Source organism: Acidimangrovimonas sediminis (genome assembly GCF_002871005.1).
Classification (GTDB): Bacteria; Pseudomonadota; Alphaproteobacteria; order Rhodobacterales; family Rhodobacteraceae; genus Acidimangrovimonas; species Acidimangrovimonas sediminis.
Genome location: NZ_PHSN01000012.1, coordinates 249,990 through 265,322, shown reverse-complemented (window position 1 = coordinate 265,322; position 15,333 = coordinate 249,990). Strand labels below are relative to the sequence as shown.

The window sequence follows — 15,333 nt, the reverse complement described above, 5'->3', positions numbered from 1 at the left end:
TCGGGAATTGCATTTGCGGCGCGCTGCACCCATACCACCGCGCGAAAGCACGTCGCAGCGCGGCGCCCGCAGCGAGCAGAGGGATTCCAGCATGACACGCCACGACAGATACCAATTCACCCGCCGCGGCTTCCTCGGCACAGCGATCGCCGCGGGCTCCGTGGCGGCCGCCGGGCCGCTGATGGCCGCGGATACGCCGCTGCGCATCGGCATGGTGCCCGATGCCGGCGCCACCCAGGTCTCGGTCGAGGCCAAGGCGCCGCTGCAGGCCTACCTCGAAAAGGCGCTCGGCCGTCCGGTCAAGCTGATCGTGCCGACCAATTACAACGCCACGGTCGAGGGGCTGGGGAACGGCTCTCTCGACGTCGCCTACCTCGGCGGGCTGACCTACGTGAAGGCGCACAAGCGCTATGGCGCCGTCCCGCTGGTGCAGCGCAAGACCGACCGCGAATTCCACTCGCTCTTCATCACCAGGGCCGGGTCGGGGATCACCAAGCTCGCCGACCTCAAGGGCAAGAGCTTCGCCTTCGGCGACGTCAATTCCACCAGCGGCCACCTGATGCCGTTCCACGCGATGAAGGCCGCCGGGATCGACCCCGAGACCGACATCAAGGCCCGCTTCACCGGCAGCCATCCGGCGACGATCAAGGCGGTCGAGGCGGGGGTGGTCGCCGCCGGCGCCTGCGACGAGACGGTGTTCCACCAGATGGTCAAGGACGGCAAGGTCGACCCGGCGAAGGTGACGGTCTTCTACACCACGGAGCCCTTCGTCGACTACGTCTGGGTCGCGCGCAAGGGCCTCGACGATGCGACCCGCACGGCCATCGTGAAGGCCTTCACCGCGCTGACGCCGGAGACGGATTCCAAGGTGCTCGACATCCTGCGCGGCACGGAATTCGTCAAGGCCGACGACAAGGAATACGACCTGCTGCGCGACACCGCGAAACAGGCCAAGCTGTTCTGATGACGGCGCCGGGCGTCCAGCACCCCGGCGGGGCGCCGCTCCTCGAGGTGCGGGACCTCGGCGTCCAGCCGCCCGGCGCGGCCGCCCCTACCTGCGCGGGGGTTAGCTTCTCTCTCGCCCCGGGCGAGAGGGTGGCGCTGGTCGGACCGAGCGGGGCGGGCAAGACCACGCTCCTGCGCGCGCTGAACGGAAGCCTGCCGGCGCTTTCGGGCCGGATCGCCCTTGCCGGGCGGGCGGTCGACCCGCGCGATCCCGGCGGCCTGCGCGCGCTGCGCCGCGAGATCGCCGTGATCCCCCAGCGTCACGATCTGGTCGAGGGGCTGCGCGTGTCGCACAACGTGATGGCCGGCGCTCTGGGGCGCTGGTCCGGCGCCCGCGCGCTGCGCTTCCTGGTCTGGCCCCGGCACGACGAGCTGGACGAGGCCCGCGCGGCCCTTGATCGTGTCGACCTCGGCCATCTTCTGCGGGCGCGGGCGGGCACGCTTTCGGGCGGGCAGCAGCAGCGCGTCGCGATCGCGCGCGCGCTGGTCCAGCGGCCCCGGCTGATCCTTGCCGACGAACCCGTCGCCTCGCTCGACCCCGAGGCCGCGCATGGGGTGCTGCGCCTGTTGCGGCGGCTGGCCGAGGAGGCGGGCGTCGCGCTGATCTGCTCGCTGCATCAGCCCGACCTCGCGGCGGAATACTTTCCCCGCACGCTGGAGATGCGTGACGGACGGCTGATCGACGACCGGACGGTTTCCACGCAGGCCAATTCCGGGGCGACCAATTCTGCGGTGCCCGGTTCTGCGGCAGCCGGCGCACCCTCGGACGGGGCCTAGCCCTGATGGACGGCCTCGCCTCGACCCTCGGCTTCATCGCCGGGTTCTTCCCGCCGGACCTGTCGCCCGCCTATCTTCTCGCGCTGGCAGGCCCGGTGCTGGAGACGCTGGGAATGACCTTCGGCGCGATGCTGCTGGCCTCGGTCCTCAGCCTGCCGGTGGGGCTCTACCTCGGGCTCGGGGGGCCGGGCGCGGGGGTGGTGCGGGCCGTCCTGTCGGGGGTTCGCGCAATCCCCGACCTGACGCTTGCGATCCTGTGCGTGATCTTCTTCGGCATCGGTCCCGGTGCCGGGCTGACCGCGATCGCGGTGTTCTACACCGCCGCGATGTCGAAGAATTTCGGCGACCTCTTCGCCACCGCGCCGCCCGGCCCCGTGGCCGCATTGCGCGCGACCGGCGCCCGGCCCGTGGCGGTCGCGCTTTACGCCCTCGTACCGCTGAAGTCGCGCGACCTGCTGACCTATGCCTCCTACGAGGTCGAATGCGCGTTGCGCGCCTCGGTCATCATCGGCGCGGTCGGCGGCGGCGGGCTCGGGGCGGAACTGGTGGGCACGCTGAACGCCTTCGACTTCCAGCGCTCGACCACGCTGATCCTCGTGCTGATCGTGCTGGTCGCGGCGATCGACCAGATCACCCTGCGCCTGCGCGCGCGGCCCGTCTGGCTGCTTGCGCTGGTGCCGCCCTCGGCGCTGGCGCTCTGGCTTTACCTGCCCGCGGCGCCGGGCCTCGGTTTCGCGTTGCAGACCGTCGGCGGGATGTTCCCGCCCCAGCTTGACGCGGGCGATTGGGCCGCCCTGCCCGCGCTGATCTGGGAAACCGTGCGGATCGCCGTTCTGGGCACCGCGCTCGGCGCCGCGCTGGCGCTGCCGATGGGGCTTGCCTCGACCCGCGGCCTGTCGCCCGCCATACTCGCCGTGCCGGTACGGCGCCTGCTCGAGGCGCTGCGCGCGGTGCCCGAGGTCGTCTTCGGCCTGATCCTCGTGGCAACTGCGGGGGTCGGGCCGACGGCGGGGATCCTGGCGCTCGGCCTGCATTCGGGCGGATGCCTCGGCCGGCTGTTCGCCGAAAGCTTCGAGAACGTTCGCCCAGGCCCGGTGCAGGCGGTCGCGGCGACCGGCGCGCGGCCGCTGACGGTCGCGGCCTATGCCACGGCGCCGCTGGCGCTGGGGCCGCTGGCCGTGCACACGCTCTTCCGGCTGGAATGGAACCTCAGGCAGGCGACGGTGGTGGGCATGATCGGCGCCGGCGGGATCGGGCAGGCGCTGTTCCAGGCGCAGCAATTGTTCTTCTACCAGAAGATGATGGCCTACCTGCTGATCACCTGGGTGCTGGTCCTGCTGGTCGACCGCGCCAGCGCCTGGACCCGTCGCCGCGCCGGGTGGATGGAACTTGCTCCCGAAGAGATGGCGGCCGGCTGAGGGCCCGCGCCCTCAGAACGTGCCGAAGGGCATCAGCGCCCCGCGGTGGCCGACCACCCGCGATGCCACCTCGTGCGCGCGACGCACCGCCGGGCCGATCGCCCGCCCCGCCACCACCTCTGCCAGGAGCGCGCCGTTGAAGCTGTCGCCCGCGCCGGTGGTGTCGACCGGGACGGCGCGGGCCAGCCCGTCGAGGCGCAGCCTCTCGCCCGCGTGCAGCGCCTCGATCGCGGCGCCGCCATCCTTCACCACCACCGTCTCCGCCCCAGCTTCGGCATAGCGCGCCAGGGTCGCCGCCGTGTCCGCGTCGCCGAACAGCGCGGCCTCGTCGTCGAAGCTGGGCAGGGCGATGTCGGCAAGGCCCGCCATCTCGGCGATCGCCGCGCGCGCGGCCCCGGCGCTTTCCCAGAGCTTCGGGCGGATATTGGGATCGAAGGACACCCGCGTCCCCGCCTCCCGGGCCGTGGAAATCGCCGCGAACAGGGTCCGGCGCCCCTCGGCTGGCAGGATCGCGAGGGTGATCCCCGAGACGTGCAGCAGATCCGCCCCGTCGATCAGCCGGGCCAGCCGCGCCGGGTCGTCGGCCAGCGTCCGCGCGGCCGAGCTGTCGCGCCAGTAGGAAAAGCTCCGCTCGCCTCCGGTCACGCTGATCGCGTAAAGGCCGATGGCGCGGCTGCCATGCCGGGCCACCCGGTCGGTCGCGATCCCGGCGCCGGCAAGGAACGGCGGCACCCTTTCGGAAAACGCGTCGCGGCCGATCACTGTGGCGTAGGCCACTCCCCAGCCCTCGGGCAGAAGCGCCCGGGCGTACCACGCCGTGTTGAGCGTGTCGCCCGCGATGCCCATCTGCCACAGCCCGCCCTCGGCCGCAGCAAGCTCGACCATGCATTCCCCGAGCGCGACGAATGTCTTCACGGCATGTCCCCCTTGCCTAGGCGCAAGCCGCCGCCACCCGGGCCTCGTCGGCGATCACATCCGTCATCGACCGGGCCAGCATGTCGGCCAGCAGGGCCTGCGTCTCCTCACGAAAGCCTTCATCGGCGAAGACGCCGGGCGGGGCAATGCCCATCGACGCGACCGCGGCGACGATCTCGGCCGCATCGCGCCCCCGGAACGCGGCGGTGAGCTCGGCCGCCCGGGGATCGCGAAGCTCGTAGGGCGGGCAGTCGTGGGTCGCGCCGCTCGCATGGCGCAGCCAGGCCGCCGTGGCAAAGGCAAAGCTGCGCGTCGCGACACCCCTGCTGCGCGCCTCGGGCAGCGCGGCAAAGATCCGCTGCGGCATCTTCTCGGACCCGTCCATCGCGATCTGGAAGGTCTCGTGCGCGATCGCCGGGTTCCCGAACCGCGCAGCCAGCGCATCGGAATAGGCGCCAAGGTCGATACCGGGCAGCTCCGCCAGCGTCGCGGCGGCGGCGGAGAGGTGGCGGCGGACCAGCGCGGCCAGCGCCGGATCCGCCATCACGTCGCGGACGTAGCGGTGGCCCGCGTGGAACCCGGCATAGGCCAGCAGCGAATGGCTGCCGTTCAGCATCCGCAGCTTCATTTCCTCGTAGGGCGTCACCTCGGGCACGAAGAGGGCGCCGCCCGCCTCCCATGCCGGCCGGCCGAGGGGGAAACTATCCTCGATCACCCATTGCAGGAAGGGCTCCGTCTCGACCGCGGCCAGATCCTCGGCCCCGGTCAGTCGCGCGGCCTCGGCCCGGGTCGCGTCGGTGGGGGCGGGGGTGATGCGGTCGACCATGGTGGCGGGAAAGCTGGTCTCCGCCGCGATCCAATCCGCCAGCCCCGGGTAGATGCGGCGGGCAAAGTCGATCACCGCCCCGCGCAGGAGGGGGCCGTTCTCGGGCAGGTTGTCGCAGCACAGCACGGTGAAGGGAGCAAGCCCCCCGGCGCGCCGCATCTCCAGCGCCCGCACGATCAGGCCCAGCACGCCCTGCGGCCGGTCCGGCGCCGCAAGGTCGGCCGCCACCGCCGGGTGATCCGGGTCGCAGCCCCGGGTCGCGCGGTTCAGGCCATAGGCCTTTTCCGTGACGGTAAGGGTGACGATGCGGCAGCCGGCGTCGGCCATCGCCGCCAGTGCCGGACCCGGATCGCCGGCCGAGCATATCGCCCCCGACAGCGCCCCGATCACCCGCGCCTTCGCCCCGGTGCCGTCACGCTCGATCAGGGTGTAAAGCCCGTCCTGCGGGGTCAGCTCCTCCGCCGGGGCGGAAGAACGGAGAGACACCCCCAGGATGCGCCAGTCGCCCCCCGCCTGCGCCAGAGCGGCGTCGGTCGCCGCCGCGAGATGGGCCCGCGCGAAAGCCCCGAGACCCAGGTGCACGATGCCGGTGCCATGGGCCTGCGGGTCGTAGCCCGGGCGCAGTTCCGCGGGCAGGTCGGTTGCCGACGAAAGCCTCATGCCGCGGGATCCACCGCCGCCGCCCCGGGCCGCGCAACCTGCCGGGCATGTTCGAAGGCACGGAAAAGGCCGCGCAGTTCGGCCAACCCCTTCATCCGCCCGATCAGCGGATAGCCCGGCTGCGCGCCGCGCCCGAGATCGTCCAGGATGTCCTGACCATGGTCGGGGCGCATCGGGATCGAATGATCGGCGCGTCCGGCGGCACGGCGCCGGGCCTCCTCGTCCACGATGGCAGAGACCATGGCGGCCATGTCGAGCCCGCCCGAAAGGTGTTCGTCCTCGTAGAAGGAGTTGCGCAGCGGCGCCTCCCCCTCGATCGTGACGTTGCGCAGGTGGAGGAAATGCACCCGGTCGCCGAGATCGCGCATCATCTGCACGCAATCGTTGCTGGCGCGCGCGCCCAGCGACCCGGTGCAAAGCGTGATCCCGTTGGCCGTCAGGTCCACCGCCTGCATCACCGAGGCATAATCCGCGGGCGTCGACATCACCCGCGGCAGGCCCAGCAGCGGGAAGGGCGGATCATCGGGATGGCAGCACAGGCGCATCCCCAGTTCCTCGGCCAGCGGCGTGACCTCGGCGAGGAAATCCACAAGATGGGTGCGCAAACGGGCCGCGTCGATCCCGTCGTATTGCGCCAGGTGCGCGCGCACCTCGTCGAGGCCGAAGCTCTCGGCCGCGCCGGGCAGGCCGAAGACCACGTTCTTCGCCAGCTCCGCGCGCCGGGCCTCGGGCATGTCGGCAAAGCGCCGTGCCGCGGCCTCGATCACGTCGGGCGGGAAATCCTCGGCTGCGCCCTTGCGTCCAAGGATGTGCAGGTCGAAGGCCGCGAAGTCGGTCAGGTCGAAGCGCATGCAGCGCGCGCCGCTGGGGCGGGGCCAGGCAAGATCGGTCCGGGTCCAGTCCAGCACCGGCATGAAATTGTAGCAGATCACCTTGATCCCCGCCTCGGAGAGGTGGCGCATCGACTGCTTCCAGGTCTCCAGGTGGGTCCGCCAGGCGCCGGTCTGCTGCTTGATCTCCTCCGAGACAGGCAGGCTTTCGACCACTTCCCACGCCAGGCCCGAGGGCGTGCCGTCGGGCAGCGTGGCGACCTCATGCTGGCGCCGGGCGATCTCTTCGCGGGTCCAGACCGCGCCGGTGGGCACGTGGTGCAGCGCGGTCACCACGCCCTCGACCCCGGCCTGCAGCATCTGGGCCACGCCGATGCGATCCGCCGGGCCGAACCAACGCCAGGTCTGTCTCATGCCGGGATCTCCTCTGCCGGGTTCAGCGCGATCAGCACCTTGCAGCTGCGGCTGCGGTCCAGCGCGGTATCGAGCGCGGCAGCGCCGTCCGCCGCCGGAAAGGTTGCGGTGATGATCGGCGCCACGTCGATCCGGCCGCTGCCGATCGCCGCCACAGCCTCGGCGAATTCCACGTCGAAGCGGTGGGTGCCCAGGAACGCGATCTCACGCGCGACGATGCGGCCGAGGGGCAGTTCGGCGCTGCCGGCCACGCCCACCTGTACCAGCGTGCCGCAGGGGCGCAGCGCCTCGACCGCGCCGGCGATGGCGGGGGCCGCGGCGGAGCATTCGAACACCGTGTCGAAATGACCGTTTTCGGCGACGTCCGCAGTCAGCGCATCTGGGCTGGCGGACAGGTTCAGGCCACATGCGGCGCCCATCGCCTCGGCGATCCTCAGGGGCGCGTCGTTGAGGTCGGTCGCGACGATCCGCGCGGCGCCCGCGGCCCGCGCCGCGGCAACGGTCAGGCAGCCGATTGGCCCCGCGCCGGTCACCAGCACGCTCTGCCCGCTCAGGTCCCCGCCCGCGCGGGCCACGGCGTGCAGGCAGACGGCCAGCGGCTCGGCACAGGCCGCCGCCCCCGGGTCGGTGCCCTCGGGCAGCGGGTGGCACTGGGCCGCGCCCAGCGTGATCTCGGAGCGGTAGAGGCCCTGCGCATGCGGCAGGAACATCGCGCTGCCCATGAAGCGCATGTCGGTGCAGTGGCGCGGCCGCCCCGCCGCGCATTGCGCGCAGGTACCGCAAGGCTGGCTCGGGTTCACCGAGACCAGCGTGCCGGGGGTCAGCCCCTCGACCCCGGGCCCGACGTCAAGGACATATCCCGCCGCCTCGTGGCCCAGGATGATCGGCTCGCGCACGCGGATCGCGCCGACGCCGCCGTGGGCGTAGTAATGCAGATCCGACCCGCAGATCCCGCCGCGGGCCATGCGCAGGCGCACCTCGCCCGGGCCGGGGGCCGGGGCCTCGGCGATCTCGACCCGCAGGTCATGGGCGCCGTGAAGGCGCAGCACGGTGGCGGTGTGGGCGGTCATTTGCGGCGCTCCGTGGCAAAGAAGATGACGACAAGGATGGTCAGGCCGGTGAAGAGGTACCGCGCCCCCGCGCCCAGCCCGGTGGAGTTGAGAAGCGTGACCAGCAGGCTGAGGAACAGCGCGGCACCCCAGATGCCGAAGGCGCTGGCCCGGCCGCCCGCGACCGAGGTGCCGCCAAGCACGGCCACGGCCACGGATTCCATCAGGTAGGCCTCGCCCATGTTTAGCGCGGCCCCGCCGGTGAACCCCGCGAGCAGAAAGCCGCAGAGCCCCGCCATCATGCCCGACACGGCATAGGCCGTCATGCGAACGAAACCAACGCGGATCCCCGCCAGCTGCGCCGCGCGGGCGTTCTGCCCCAGCGCCAGCAGGCTGCGGCCATAGACCGTACGGTGCAGGACGAGGTGGACCACGCCTGACCCGATCAGCGCGAGGATGAGGGCGACCTGCACCCCGCCAACCCGCCAGATCATGAAATCCGACAGCGCCTGCGGCGGCCGCACCGTGCTCTCGCCGCCGTACCACATCGCCAGCGAGGTGACGACGAAGGAGGCCGCGAGCGTGGCGATGATCGGCGGGATCTTCAGCGCCCGGACAAGGCCGTAGTTCACCAGGCCGATCACCCCGCCCAGCACCAGCGCCGCGATCAGGCCCACGGGCAGCATGCCGTCGGCGCCCCCCATCAGGTTCATCGAGACATAGGCGCAGAGCGTGATCACCGCCGGGCACGACAGGTCGATGTTGCCGGGCCCCGAGGCGATGACGAACATCTGCCCCGTCCCGACCGCGACCGAGAAGATCGAGAACGAGAGCGCGACGCTCAGCATCTCGATCCCGCCCCGTCCGTCGGACAGGAGCATGGTTCCGCCCCACAGCAGGGCGGCGGCGATGAAGCCATAGGCCGAGGGAGGCAGGCTCAGCCGGCGCGCGGCGCGCGCGGGTGCAACACTCATGTCCGATCTCCCGATACGAGGCCCCGCGCCAGCAGCACGACGACCAGAAGCGCCCCCTGCGCCCCGATCTGCCAGACCGAGGGCACGTTGACGAAGGTCAGCACCGACGACACGAGCGTCAGTGTCACCGCGCCGATCACCGTGCCGAAGGGCGAGACGATACCGCCGATGAATGCCCCGCCGCCCAGGATCACGCTGGCGATCGACAGCAGGGTATAGGCCGGCGCGATGTTGGGCGCGCCCGAGGTGGTCAGCGCCGACAGCGCCAGCCCCGAGAACACCGCGCAGATCGCGGCCAGGACATAGGCGGCCGTGCGTAGCCCTGCGACCGACCAGCCGGCGCGCGTCACCGCCGCCGGGTTCCCGCCCGCGCCCCTGAGCACCGCGCCCGCGGCCGAGCGCATCAGCGTCACCTCGAACACGAGGATGGCGAGGATGGCCACGACGATCGGCAGCGGCACGTAGGGCGGCCGCCACTGCGGGATCGCGGTCAGCCAGTTCGGCGCCTGCCCCCCCGGCGTCGGCAGCACGAAGAGCGCAAGGCCCAGCCACACGAAGGACATCCCCAGCGTCACCACGATCGATGGCAGACGGCGCAGCCAGGTGAACAGCCCCACGAGGCCCTGCAGCACCACCGAACCCGCGATGATCGCCCAGCCAAGCGCCGGGTCGCTGCCCAGATAGACCGCCGAGACGCAGGTGACGAAGCCGACATAAGCCCCGGTCGACAGGTCGAGGTCGCCCTGCGAGATGATCAGCATCTGGCTGAGCGCGGCAAAGATCAGCGGCACCGAGAGCTTGAGCATCAGCGTCAGGCCGAAGTAGCTCATCGCGATCGGGCGCATCCAGAACACGATCCCGAGGATCACCACGAGGATCGCGATCGGCAGCAGGATCGGGGCCAGCCGGGCCAGCGCAGGCTTGCGGGCGGGCGTGGCGGCGGTCGGAACGTCTGTCACGGCGGTCATTGCGGCCTCCTCAAGACTGGCTCAGGACTGGAACGAGGCCGCGATGATCGCGTCCTGCGACAGCGCCTCGCGCGGGATGCAGGCGACCGGCGCGCCTTCGCGGAACACGTAGACCCGGTCACAGTTCTCAAGCTCTTCAAGCTCGGTCGAGAACCAGACGAAGGTGCGGCCCGCGTCGGCCTCGTTGCGGATCGTCTGGTAGACCTCGGCCTTGGTGCCGACGTCGACGCCACGCATCGGGTCGTCCAGCAGGACGATCGGAGCGGGGGCGGCCAGCGCGCGGGCGAACAGCACCTTCTGCTGGTTGCCGCCCGACAGTTCGGTCAGCGGCTGGTCGATGTCGCGCATCCGGATGCCGATGCGCTCGCGCCATTCCTCGGCAAAGGCGCGCTCCGCCGCGGGCGACAGGAACGCGCCCCGGCGGATCGTGGCGAGGCAGGAGATCGTCAGGTTCTGCGCGATCGACCAGACCGGCAGCACGCCGTCGGCCTGCCGGTCGCCCGCGACAAAGGCGGTGGCGGCCTTCGCCCCCCGCCCTTCGGTCTGGATCGCCACCAGCGCCTCGCGCTGGCCATGACCGTCGAGCCCGGTAAACCCGATGATGTCGCCCTTGCGTGCCTCAACCGGCACCGCGCCGGGAAGCGTCACCATCACCGGGGCGTTCGGATCGGTCTTGCGCGTGGCGACCGCGGGGATGTCCTCGCCCTCGACCGGCACCGCATGACCGCCCATCAGCTCGACCAGCCGTTCCTTGGGCAGCTCGGCCGAGGGGCCCTCGGCCACGCTGCGGCCGTCCTTCATCACCACGATGCGGTGCGAGACGGCGTAGATCTCGTTCAGGCGGTGGGTGATCAGCACGATCGCCACCCCCTCCCCCGCCGCCTTGCGGACATAGGCGAGGAACTGTTGCGTCGCCTCCTCGCCAAGCGCCGAGGTGGGCTCGTCCAGGATCACCATCGCAAGCGGCCCCTCGCCCTCGGCGGCGGTGAAGGCGCGGGCGATCTCGACCATCTGGCGCTGACCGATGGGCAGGTCGCTCAGCTTGGCCTCGGGCGGGATGCCGTGGCCGGGGAAGATCGCGTCCAGACGGCCCGCGATCATCGCCCGTGCCCGCCTGCGCCAGCCAAGCCCGCGCAGGCTGCGGTGGATCAGACGCGTATTCTCGGCCGCGTCGAGGTTGAGGCACAGCGACAGCTCCTGGAAGACGCAGCGGATCTCGCCCGCCGCGCCCCGCTCCACCCGACCCTCGGTCGGGGGGAAGGTGCCCATCATGATGTTGACCATGGTCGACTTGCCGGCCCCGTTGTGGCCGACAAGACCCACCACCTCGCCCGGGGCGATCGCGAAATCGACCCCGCCGAGTGCCCGCACCGGCCCGAACGCCTTGGTGACGGCTGTCAACGCGATGACCTTGTCCATCGCCGTGCCTCCTCTCAGATGCTCCGAAATCCCTGGGTCAGGATCGCGGCTCAGGACTTCGGCGTCGGGATCGCGGGCAGCGCCGCCCCCTTCTCGTTGGCGTCGATGATCTGCGAGGTGAGATCCCGGGTGAAGGGCGCGTTCGCCACCCCGCCCTTGGGCGTGGCCTTGACCCAGGCGTCAAGGTCCTTCTGCTGCACGGTGAGCAGCGGCACCTCGATCTTCTTCGGCACGTCACGCCCGGCCAGCAGCTGCTGCGCCACCCAGAACGCCGCCTCGACCACCGAGGGCGTGGCACCCAGCGACATCGTCTCGTACCCGTCCTTGGCGTGCTGCTTCTGCCACCAGGCAAGTTCGTCGTAGCGGTTGCCCATGATGATGATCGGCAGCTTGCGCCCGGCGGCCGAGAAGGCCTGCGCCGCGCCGTAGCCGTCGCCGCCCTGGGTCACCACGCCATCGACCTGCGGCAGCGTCGGCAGGATGGTCGAAACCTCCTTCTGCGCCACGGTCTGGGTCCACTGGCCGTAGACCGTGCCCACGAATTTCAGCCCCGGCTCCTTGGAGGCGGCGGCGTGGATGCCGTCCGAGATGTCCTTGTCGGTCGAATCGCCGGCGATGCCGCGGATCTCCAGCAGGTTGCCCTTGCCCTTCAGGCGGCCGTTCAGATAGTCGACCTCGGCCTTCCCCATCTGGGCCCAGTCGTAATTCACCGTGTAGGCGCATTTCTCGGTCACCGAACCGGCGAAGACCACGACCTTGACGCCCGCGCTGCACGCATCGCGCACCGCGCCGTTCAACGCCGTGTCCGACGCCGCAAGGATGACGATCGCCTTGTAGCCCTGCAGCACCATGTTCTGGATCTGGCCGGCTTGCTCGGTCACGTTGTTGTTCGCGCTGACAAGGCCGTATCCGCCGATCAGCCCGTCCTTCTGCGCCTGCTTCGCCGTCTCCTCGAAGTTGCGGTTCATCACCTGACGGAACGACGACCCGGAATAGGAGCTGGAGAAGCCGATCTTCATGCCGCTGGTATCGCCCTTGGCCATCTCGGCCGAGGCCGCACCCGCGGTGAAAAGCCCCGCGCCGAGGCCCACGGTCAGCACCGCCGAAAGAACGCCGGCAGACAGCACGCGGCCGGAATTGAAAGACGTCTTGGTCATTGATCCTTCCTCCCTCTGGGCAAGCATCCCGGCCTCCTGCCGATGTCTTGCTGAAGCGGATAGTATGACTAGTATGGTAGTGTGTCAACGCTTGCCGCGACGGTCTGCGCGTGGCATGGTTCGGCACGAAGACCGGCCCGCGCGGCGCGGGATCACGGGAACGAGTGACGAGAGGGGCCGGAGGGATGCAGCAGATCGGGGAGGAGCAGCTGGCGCGGCGCTGGACGCGCCGCTACGACGCGCGCCAGCCTATCGTGTCGCAGATCCACCGATTCCTGCGCGGCGAGATCCTGACCCTCGATCTGGCGCCCAAGCAGCGGCTGAGCGAGGCGGACCTGTCGCAGCAGATGGGCGTCAGCCGCACCCCCGTGCGCGAGGCGCTGATTCGCCTTGCCGAGGAGGGGCTGGTCGACATCCTGCCCCAGCGCGGCAGCTTCGTCGCCCCGATCCGGCTGACCGAGGTGCGCGAGGCGCAGTTCATCCGCGCCGCCCTCGAATGCAGCATCGCCGAGCGCGCGGCGGCCACCATGTCGCCGGGTCTCGCGCGCTACCTCGAGGAGCTGCTCGACCGCCAGAAACGGGCGATCGCGGCGGGGGACCGCACCGGCTTTCTCGCGCTGGACGAGGCGTTCCACCAGGCGCTTTGCGATCACTGCGACCTGCCGCGCGCCTGGAAGATCCTCCAGACGGTCAAGGGCCAGCTGGACCGCGTGCGCTATCTCAGCCTGCCCGACAGCCAGCACCTTGCCACCCTTCTGGCCCAGCACCGCAAGATCACCGAGGCGATCGCGGGGGGCGATGCCGCCGCCGCGCGGCAGTCGATGCAGGCGCATCTCGAGGAGGTCTTCGGCTCCATCGAGTTGCTGAGCCGGGAACGCCCGGAGATCTTCGAGCGCGACAATGGCTGACACGCCCGCCCCGCACTCCTCCGGCACAAGGTTGACGCCGGAGGCGTTGATCGCGCGCCACCGCGCCGTCGACCTGACGCATGAACTTCATCCCGGCATGCCGGTCTGGCCGGGTCATCCGCCCATGTGCCACGACCTGTGCGACAGCTACGAGACCGGGGGCGTCAGCAAGTACCACGCGCTGTCGCTGGGCGAACACACCGGCACCCATCTGGATGCGCCGGTGCATTTCGTGGCCGGCGGCGCCACCATCGCCGAAGTGCCGGTGGACCAGCTCGCCCTGCGGCTGGCCTGCCTTCAGATGCCCGGGCGGGCGCCGGACCACCCCGTCACCGCCGAAGAGATCGAGGCGTGGGAAACCCGCCACGGCCGGTTGCAAGAGCGCGACGCGGTGATGTTCCACTTCGGCTGGGACCGTTTCTTTCGCGACGACCCGGAACGCTTCCTCGCCTCCTGGCCCGGCCTCTCGGGCGCGGCGGCGGCGCTTCTGGTCGCGCGCGGCGTGGTGCTGGCGGGGTGCGACTGCCTGTCGATCGACCCCTCCGACAGCGCGGATTTCGCGGCCCATCGGGCGCTTCTGGGCAATGGCGTGCTGATCGGCGAGAACTTCAACAACCTTGGCCTGTTGCCGCCCGCCAGCACGCTGGTCGGGCTGCCGCTGCCGATCCGCGACGGCACCGGCGCGCCGTTGCGCGCCGTCGCCCTGATTGCGGACCAGACAGCCGGCGCGGGCGGCGCCTAGACGATCCCGCCCCCTGCCCCGCTGACCGCCGGACGCTCCGCCGCCACCCTGGCGCGGTAGCCCGCGGCGCGGAAGGTGGCAACCGGGTCGATCGCCGCGCCGGCCTCGAACCGCGCCATGGCCAGGATCGGCCCCACGTCGGTGCGGAAGGCGGCCTTCAGTTCGCCCGTGGCCATCAGCGCGTCATTCTCCTGCTGGAACCCCGCAAGTGCGGCGCGGTCGACCAGAAGCGCCTGCGCATAGGCGCGCTGCACCTCGACGGCCGAGAGCATCAGGCTTTCGATCGGGTCGGTGACGTTATGGCTCTGGTCCAGCATGTGGGCCGGCGTGAACCCCGGCTTTCCCTCGGCCGCGACAAGTTCGTTGAACACCAGAAACAGCCGGTAGGGCGCGATCGCCGCGGTGTCGAGATCGTCGTCGCCATACTTCGAATCGTTGAAGTGGAAGCCGCCAAGCTTGCCCGCATGGATCAGCCGCGCGACGATCATCTCGATATTCACGTTCGGCGCGTGGTGGCCCAGATCGACGAGGCAGAAGGCCTTTTCCCCCAGATGCTGGGCGATCATCAGGTTGCTGCCCCAGTCCTGCACCACGGTCGAATAAAAGGCGGGCTCGAACATCTTGTGCTCGGTGAAAAGGCGCCAGTCGGCGGGCAGGCCCGCATAGATCTGGGCGGTCGCCTCCAGGTACCGCTCAAACTGGCCGGTCAGGTCGGTCTGGCCGGGAAAGTTCGAGCCGTCGCCGATCCAGATCGTCAGCGCCTTCGACCCCAGCGCCGCGCCGATCTCGACGCATTCGAGGTTGTGTTCCACCGCCTGCGCCCGGGTCGCCGGGTCGGTGTGGCTGAGCGATCCGTACTTGTAGCTGAGCGCCTGCCCCGGCTGGTCCTGGAAGGTGTTGGAATTCATCGCGTCGAAGCCCAGCCCGACCTCTTCCGCCTTGGCGCGCAAATCGGACACGGGGGCCTTGTCCCACGGGATGTGCAGGCTGACCCGCGGCGTGGCCGCCGTCAGCTGGTGGATCACCCCGCAATCGTCGAACTTGTCGAAGATATCCCGCGGCTCCCCGCCCCCGGGAAAGCGCGCGAACCGCGTGCCGCCGGTGCCCACACCCCACGACGGCACCGCCACGCCATAGGCCGCGACCTTGGTCTTGATGGCGTCGATGTCGATGCCGCGCCGGGCCAGATGCGCGCCGAGCGCCTCGTAATCCGCAGTGAGGGCGTCAAGCTGCGCCGCGTTACCGGCGGCGATCAGGTCCTTGTCGATCAT

Annotated in this window: 14 protein-coding genes; 5 read left to right on the top strand and 9 right to left on the bottom strand. The window is 70.6% G+C overall.

Translation table 11 applies throughout. The annotated features are described in order from the left end of the window. Positions 1-91: 91 nt before the first annotated feature. The 3 genes from phnD to CVV76_RS12275 are packed head-to-tail and all read left to right on the top strand — an operon-like array spanning position 92 to position 3,200. Positions 92-964 carry a phosphate/phosphite/phosphonate ABC transporter substrate-binding protein gene (phnD, locus tag CVV76_RS12285; protein WP_102224937.1) on the top strand — a complete coding sequence of 291 codons (873 nt, stop codon included), beginning with the start codon at positions 92-94 and terminating at the stop codon, positions 962-964. After that, a complete protein-coding gene (locus CVV76_RS12280; protein WP_102224936.1) occupies positions 964-1,782 on the top strand; it encodes a phosphonate ABC transporter ATP-binding protein in 819 nt (272 codons plus the stop codon). The genes phnD and CVV76_RS12280 overlap by 1 nt, the downstream gene beginning before the upstream one ends. Positions 1,783-1,787: 5 nt before the next feature. Further along, a complete protein-coding gene (locus CVV76_RS12275; RefSeq protein WP_102224935.1) occupies positions 1,788-3,200 on the top strand; it encodes a PhnE/PtxC family ABC transporter permease in 1,413 nt (470 codons plus the stop codon). 12 nt (positions 3,201-3,212) lie between these two features. On the opposite strand, the gene CVV76_RS12270 is transcribed toward CVV76_RS12275, so the two are convergent. Genes CVV76_RS12270 through CVV76_RS12235 form a run of 8 tightly spaced genes read right to left on the bottom strand, consistent with a single transcriptional unit; the run spans position 3,213 to position 12,412 of the window. After that, positions 3,213-4,115, bottom strand: a complete 903-nt coding sequence (locus CVV76_RS12270) for a sugar kinase (protein WP_102224934.1) — start codon at positions 4,113-4,115, stop codon at positions 3,213-3,215. Between the two features lie 16 nt (positions 4,116-4,131). After that, on the bottom strand, positions 4,132-5,601 hold the full coding sequence (locus tag CVV76_RS12265; RefSeq protein ID WP_102224933.1) for a mannitol dehydrogenase family protein: 1,470 nt from the start codon (positions 5,599-5,601) through the stop codon (positions 4,132-4,134). After that, the gene (gene uxuA / locus CVV76_RS12260; RefSeq protein WP_102224932.1) at positions 5,598-6,845 is read right to left on the bottom strand and encodes a mannonate dehydratase; all 1,248 of its coding nucleotides are present in this window, start codon (positions 6,843-6,845) and stop codon (positions 5,598-5,600) included. The genes CVV76_RS12265 and uxuA overlap by 4 nt, the downstream gene beginning before the upstream one ends. Next, the gene (locus CVV76_RS12255; RefSeq protein ID WP_102224931.1) at positions 6,842-7,915 is read right to left on the bottom strand and encodes an L-idonate 5-dehydrogenase; all 1,074 of its coding nucleotides are present in this window, start codon (positions 7,913-7,915) and stop codon (positions 6,842-6,844) included. Before CVV76_RS12255 ends, uxuA begins: the two co-directional genes overlap by 4 nt. Continuing rightward, on the bottom strand, positions 7,912-8,868 hold the full coding sequence (locus CVV76_RS12250) for an ABC transporter permease (RefSeq protein WP_102224930.1): 957 nt from the start codon (positions 8,866-8,868) through the stop codon (positions 7,912-7,914). Before CVV76_RS12250 ends, CVV76_RS12255 begins: the two co-directional genes overlap by 4 nt. Further along, positions 8,865-9,836, bottom strand: a complete 972-nt coding sequence (locus CVV76_RS12245; protein WP_102224929.1) for an ABC transporter permease — start codon at positions 9,834-9,836, stop codon at positions 8,865-8,867. The genes CVV76_RS12250 and CVV76_RS12245 overlap by 4 nt, the downstream gene beginning before the upstream one ends. Before the next feature lie 21 nt (positions 9,837-9,857). After that, complete coding sequence (locus CVV76_RS12240; protein ID WP_102224928.1) at positions 9,858-11,255, bottom strand: sugar ABC transporter ATP-binding protein; 1,398 nt, start codon at positions 11,253-11,255, stop codon at positions 9,858-9,860. Between the two features lie 50 nt (positions 11,256-11,305). Then, a complete protein-coding gene (locus tag CVV76_RS12235; protein WP_102224927.1) occupies positions 11,306-12,412 on the bottom strand; it encodes an ABC transporter substrate-binding protein in 1,107 nt (368 codons plus the stop codon). 185 nt (positions 12,413-12,597) lie between these two features. Between CVV76_RS12235 and CVV76_RS12230 the strand changes: the two genes are divergently transcribed. Further along, a complete protein-coding gene (locus CVV76_RS12230) occupies positions 12,598-13,320 on the top strand; it encodes a GntR family transcriptional regulator (RefSeq protein WP_102224926.1) in 723 nt (240 codons plus the stop codon). Beyond that, positions 13,313-14,062 carry a cyclase family protein gene (locus tag CVV76_RS12225; protein ID WP_102224925.1) on the top strand — a complete coding sequence of 250 codons (750 nt, stop codon included), beginning with the start codon at positions 13,313-13,315 and terminating at the stop codon, positions 14,060-14,062. The genes CVV76_RS12230 and CVV76_RS12225 overlap by 8 nt, the downstream gene beginning before the upstream one ends. Here CVV76_RS12225 and rhaI read toward each other — a convergent pair. Then, positions 14,059-15,333 carry an L-rhamnose catabolism isomerase gene (gene rhaI / locus CVV76_RS12220; protein ID WP_102224924.1) on the bottom strand — a complete coding sequence of 425 codons (1,275 nt, stop codon included), beginning with the start codon at positions 15,331-15,333 and terminating at the stop codon, positions 14,059-14,061. The genes CVV76_RS12225 and rhaI overlap by 4 nt on opposite strands.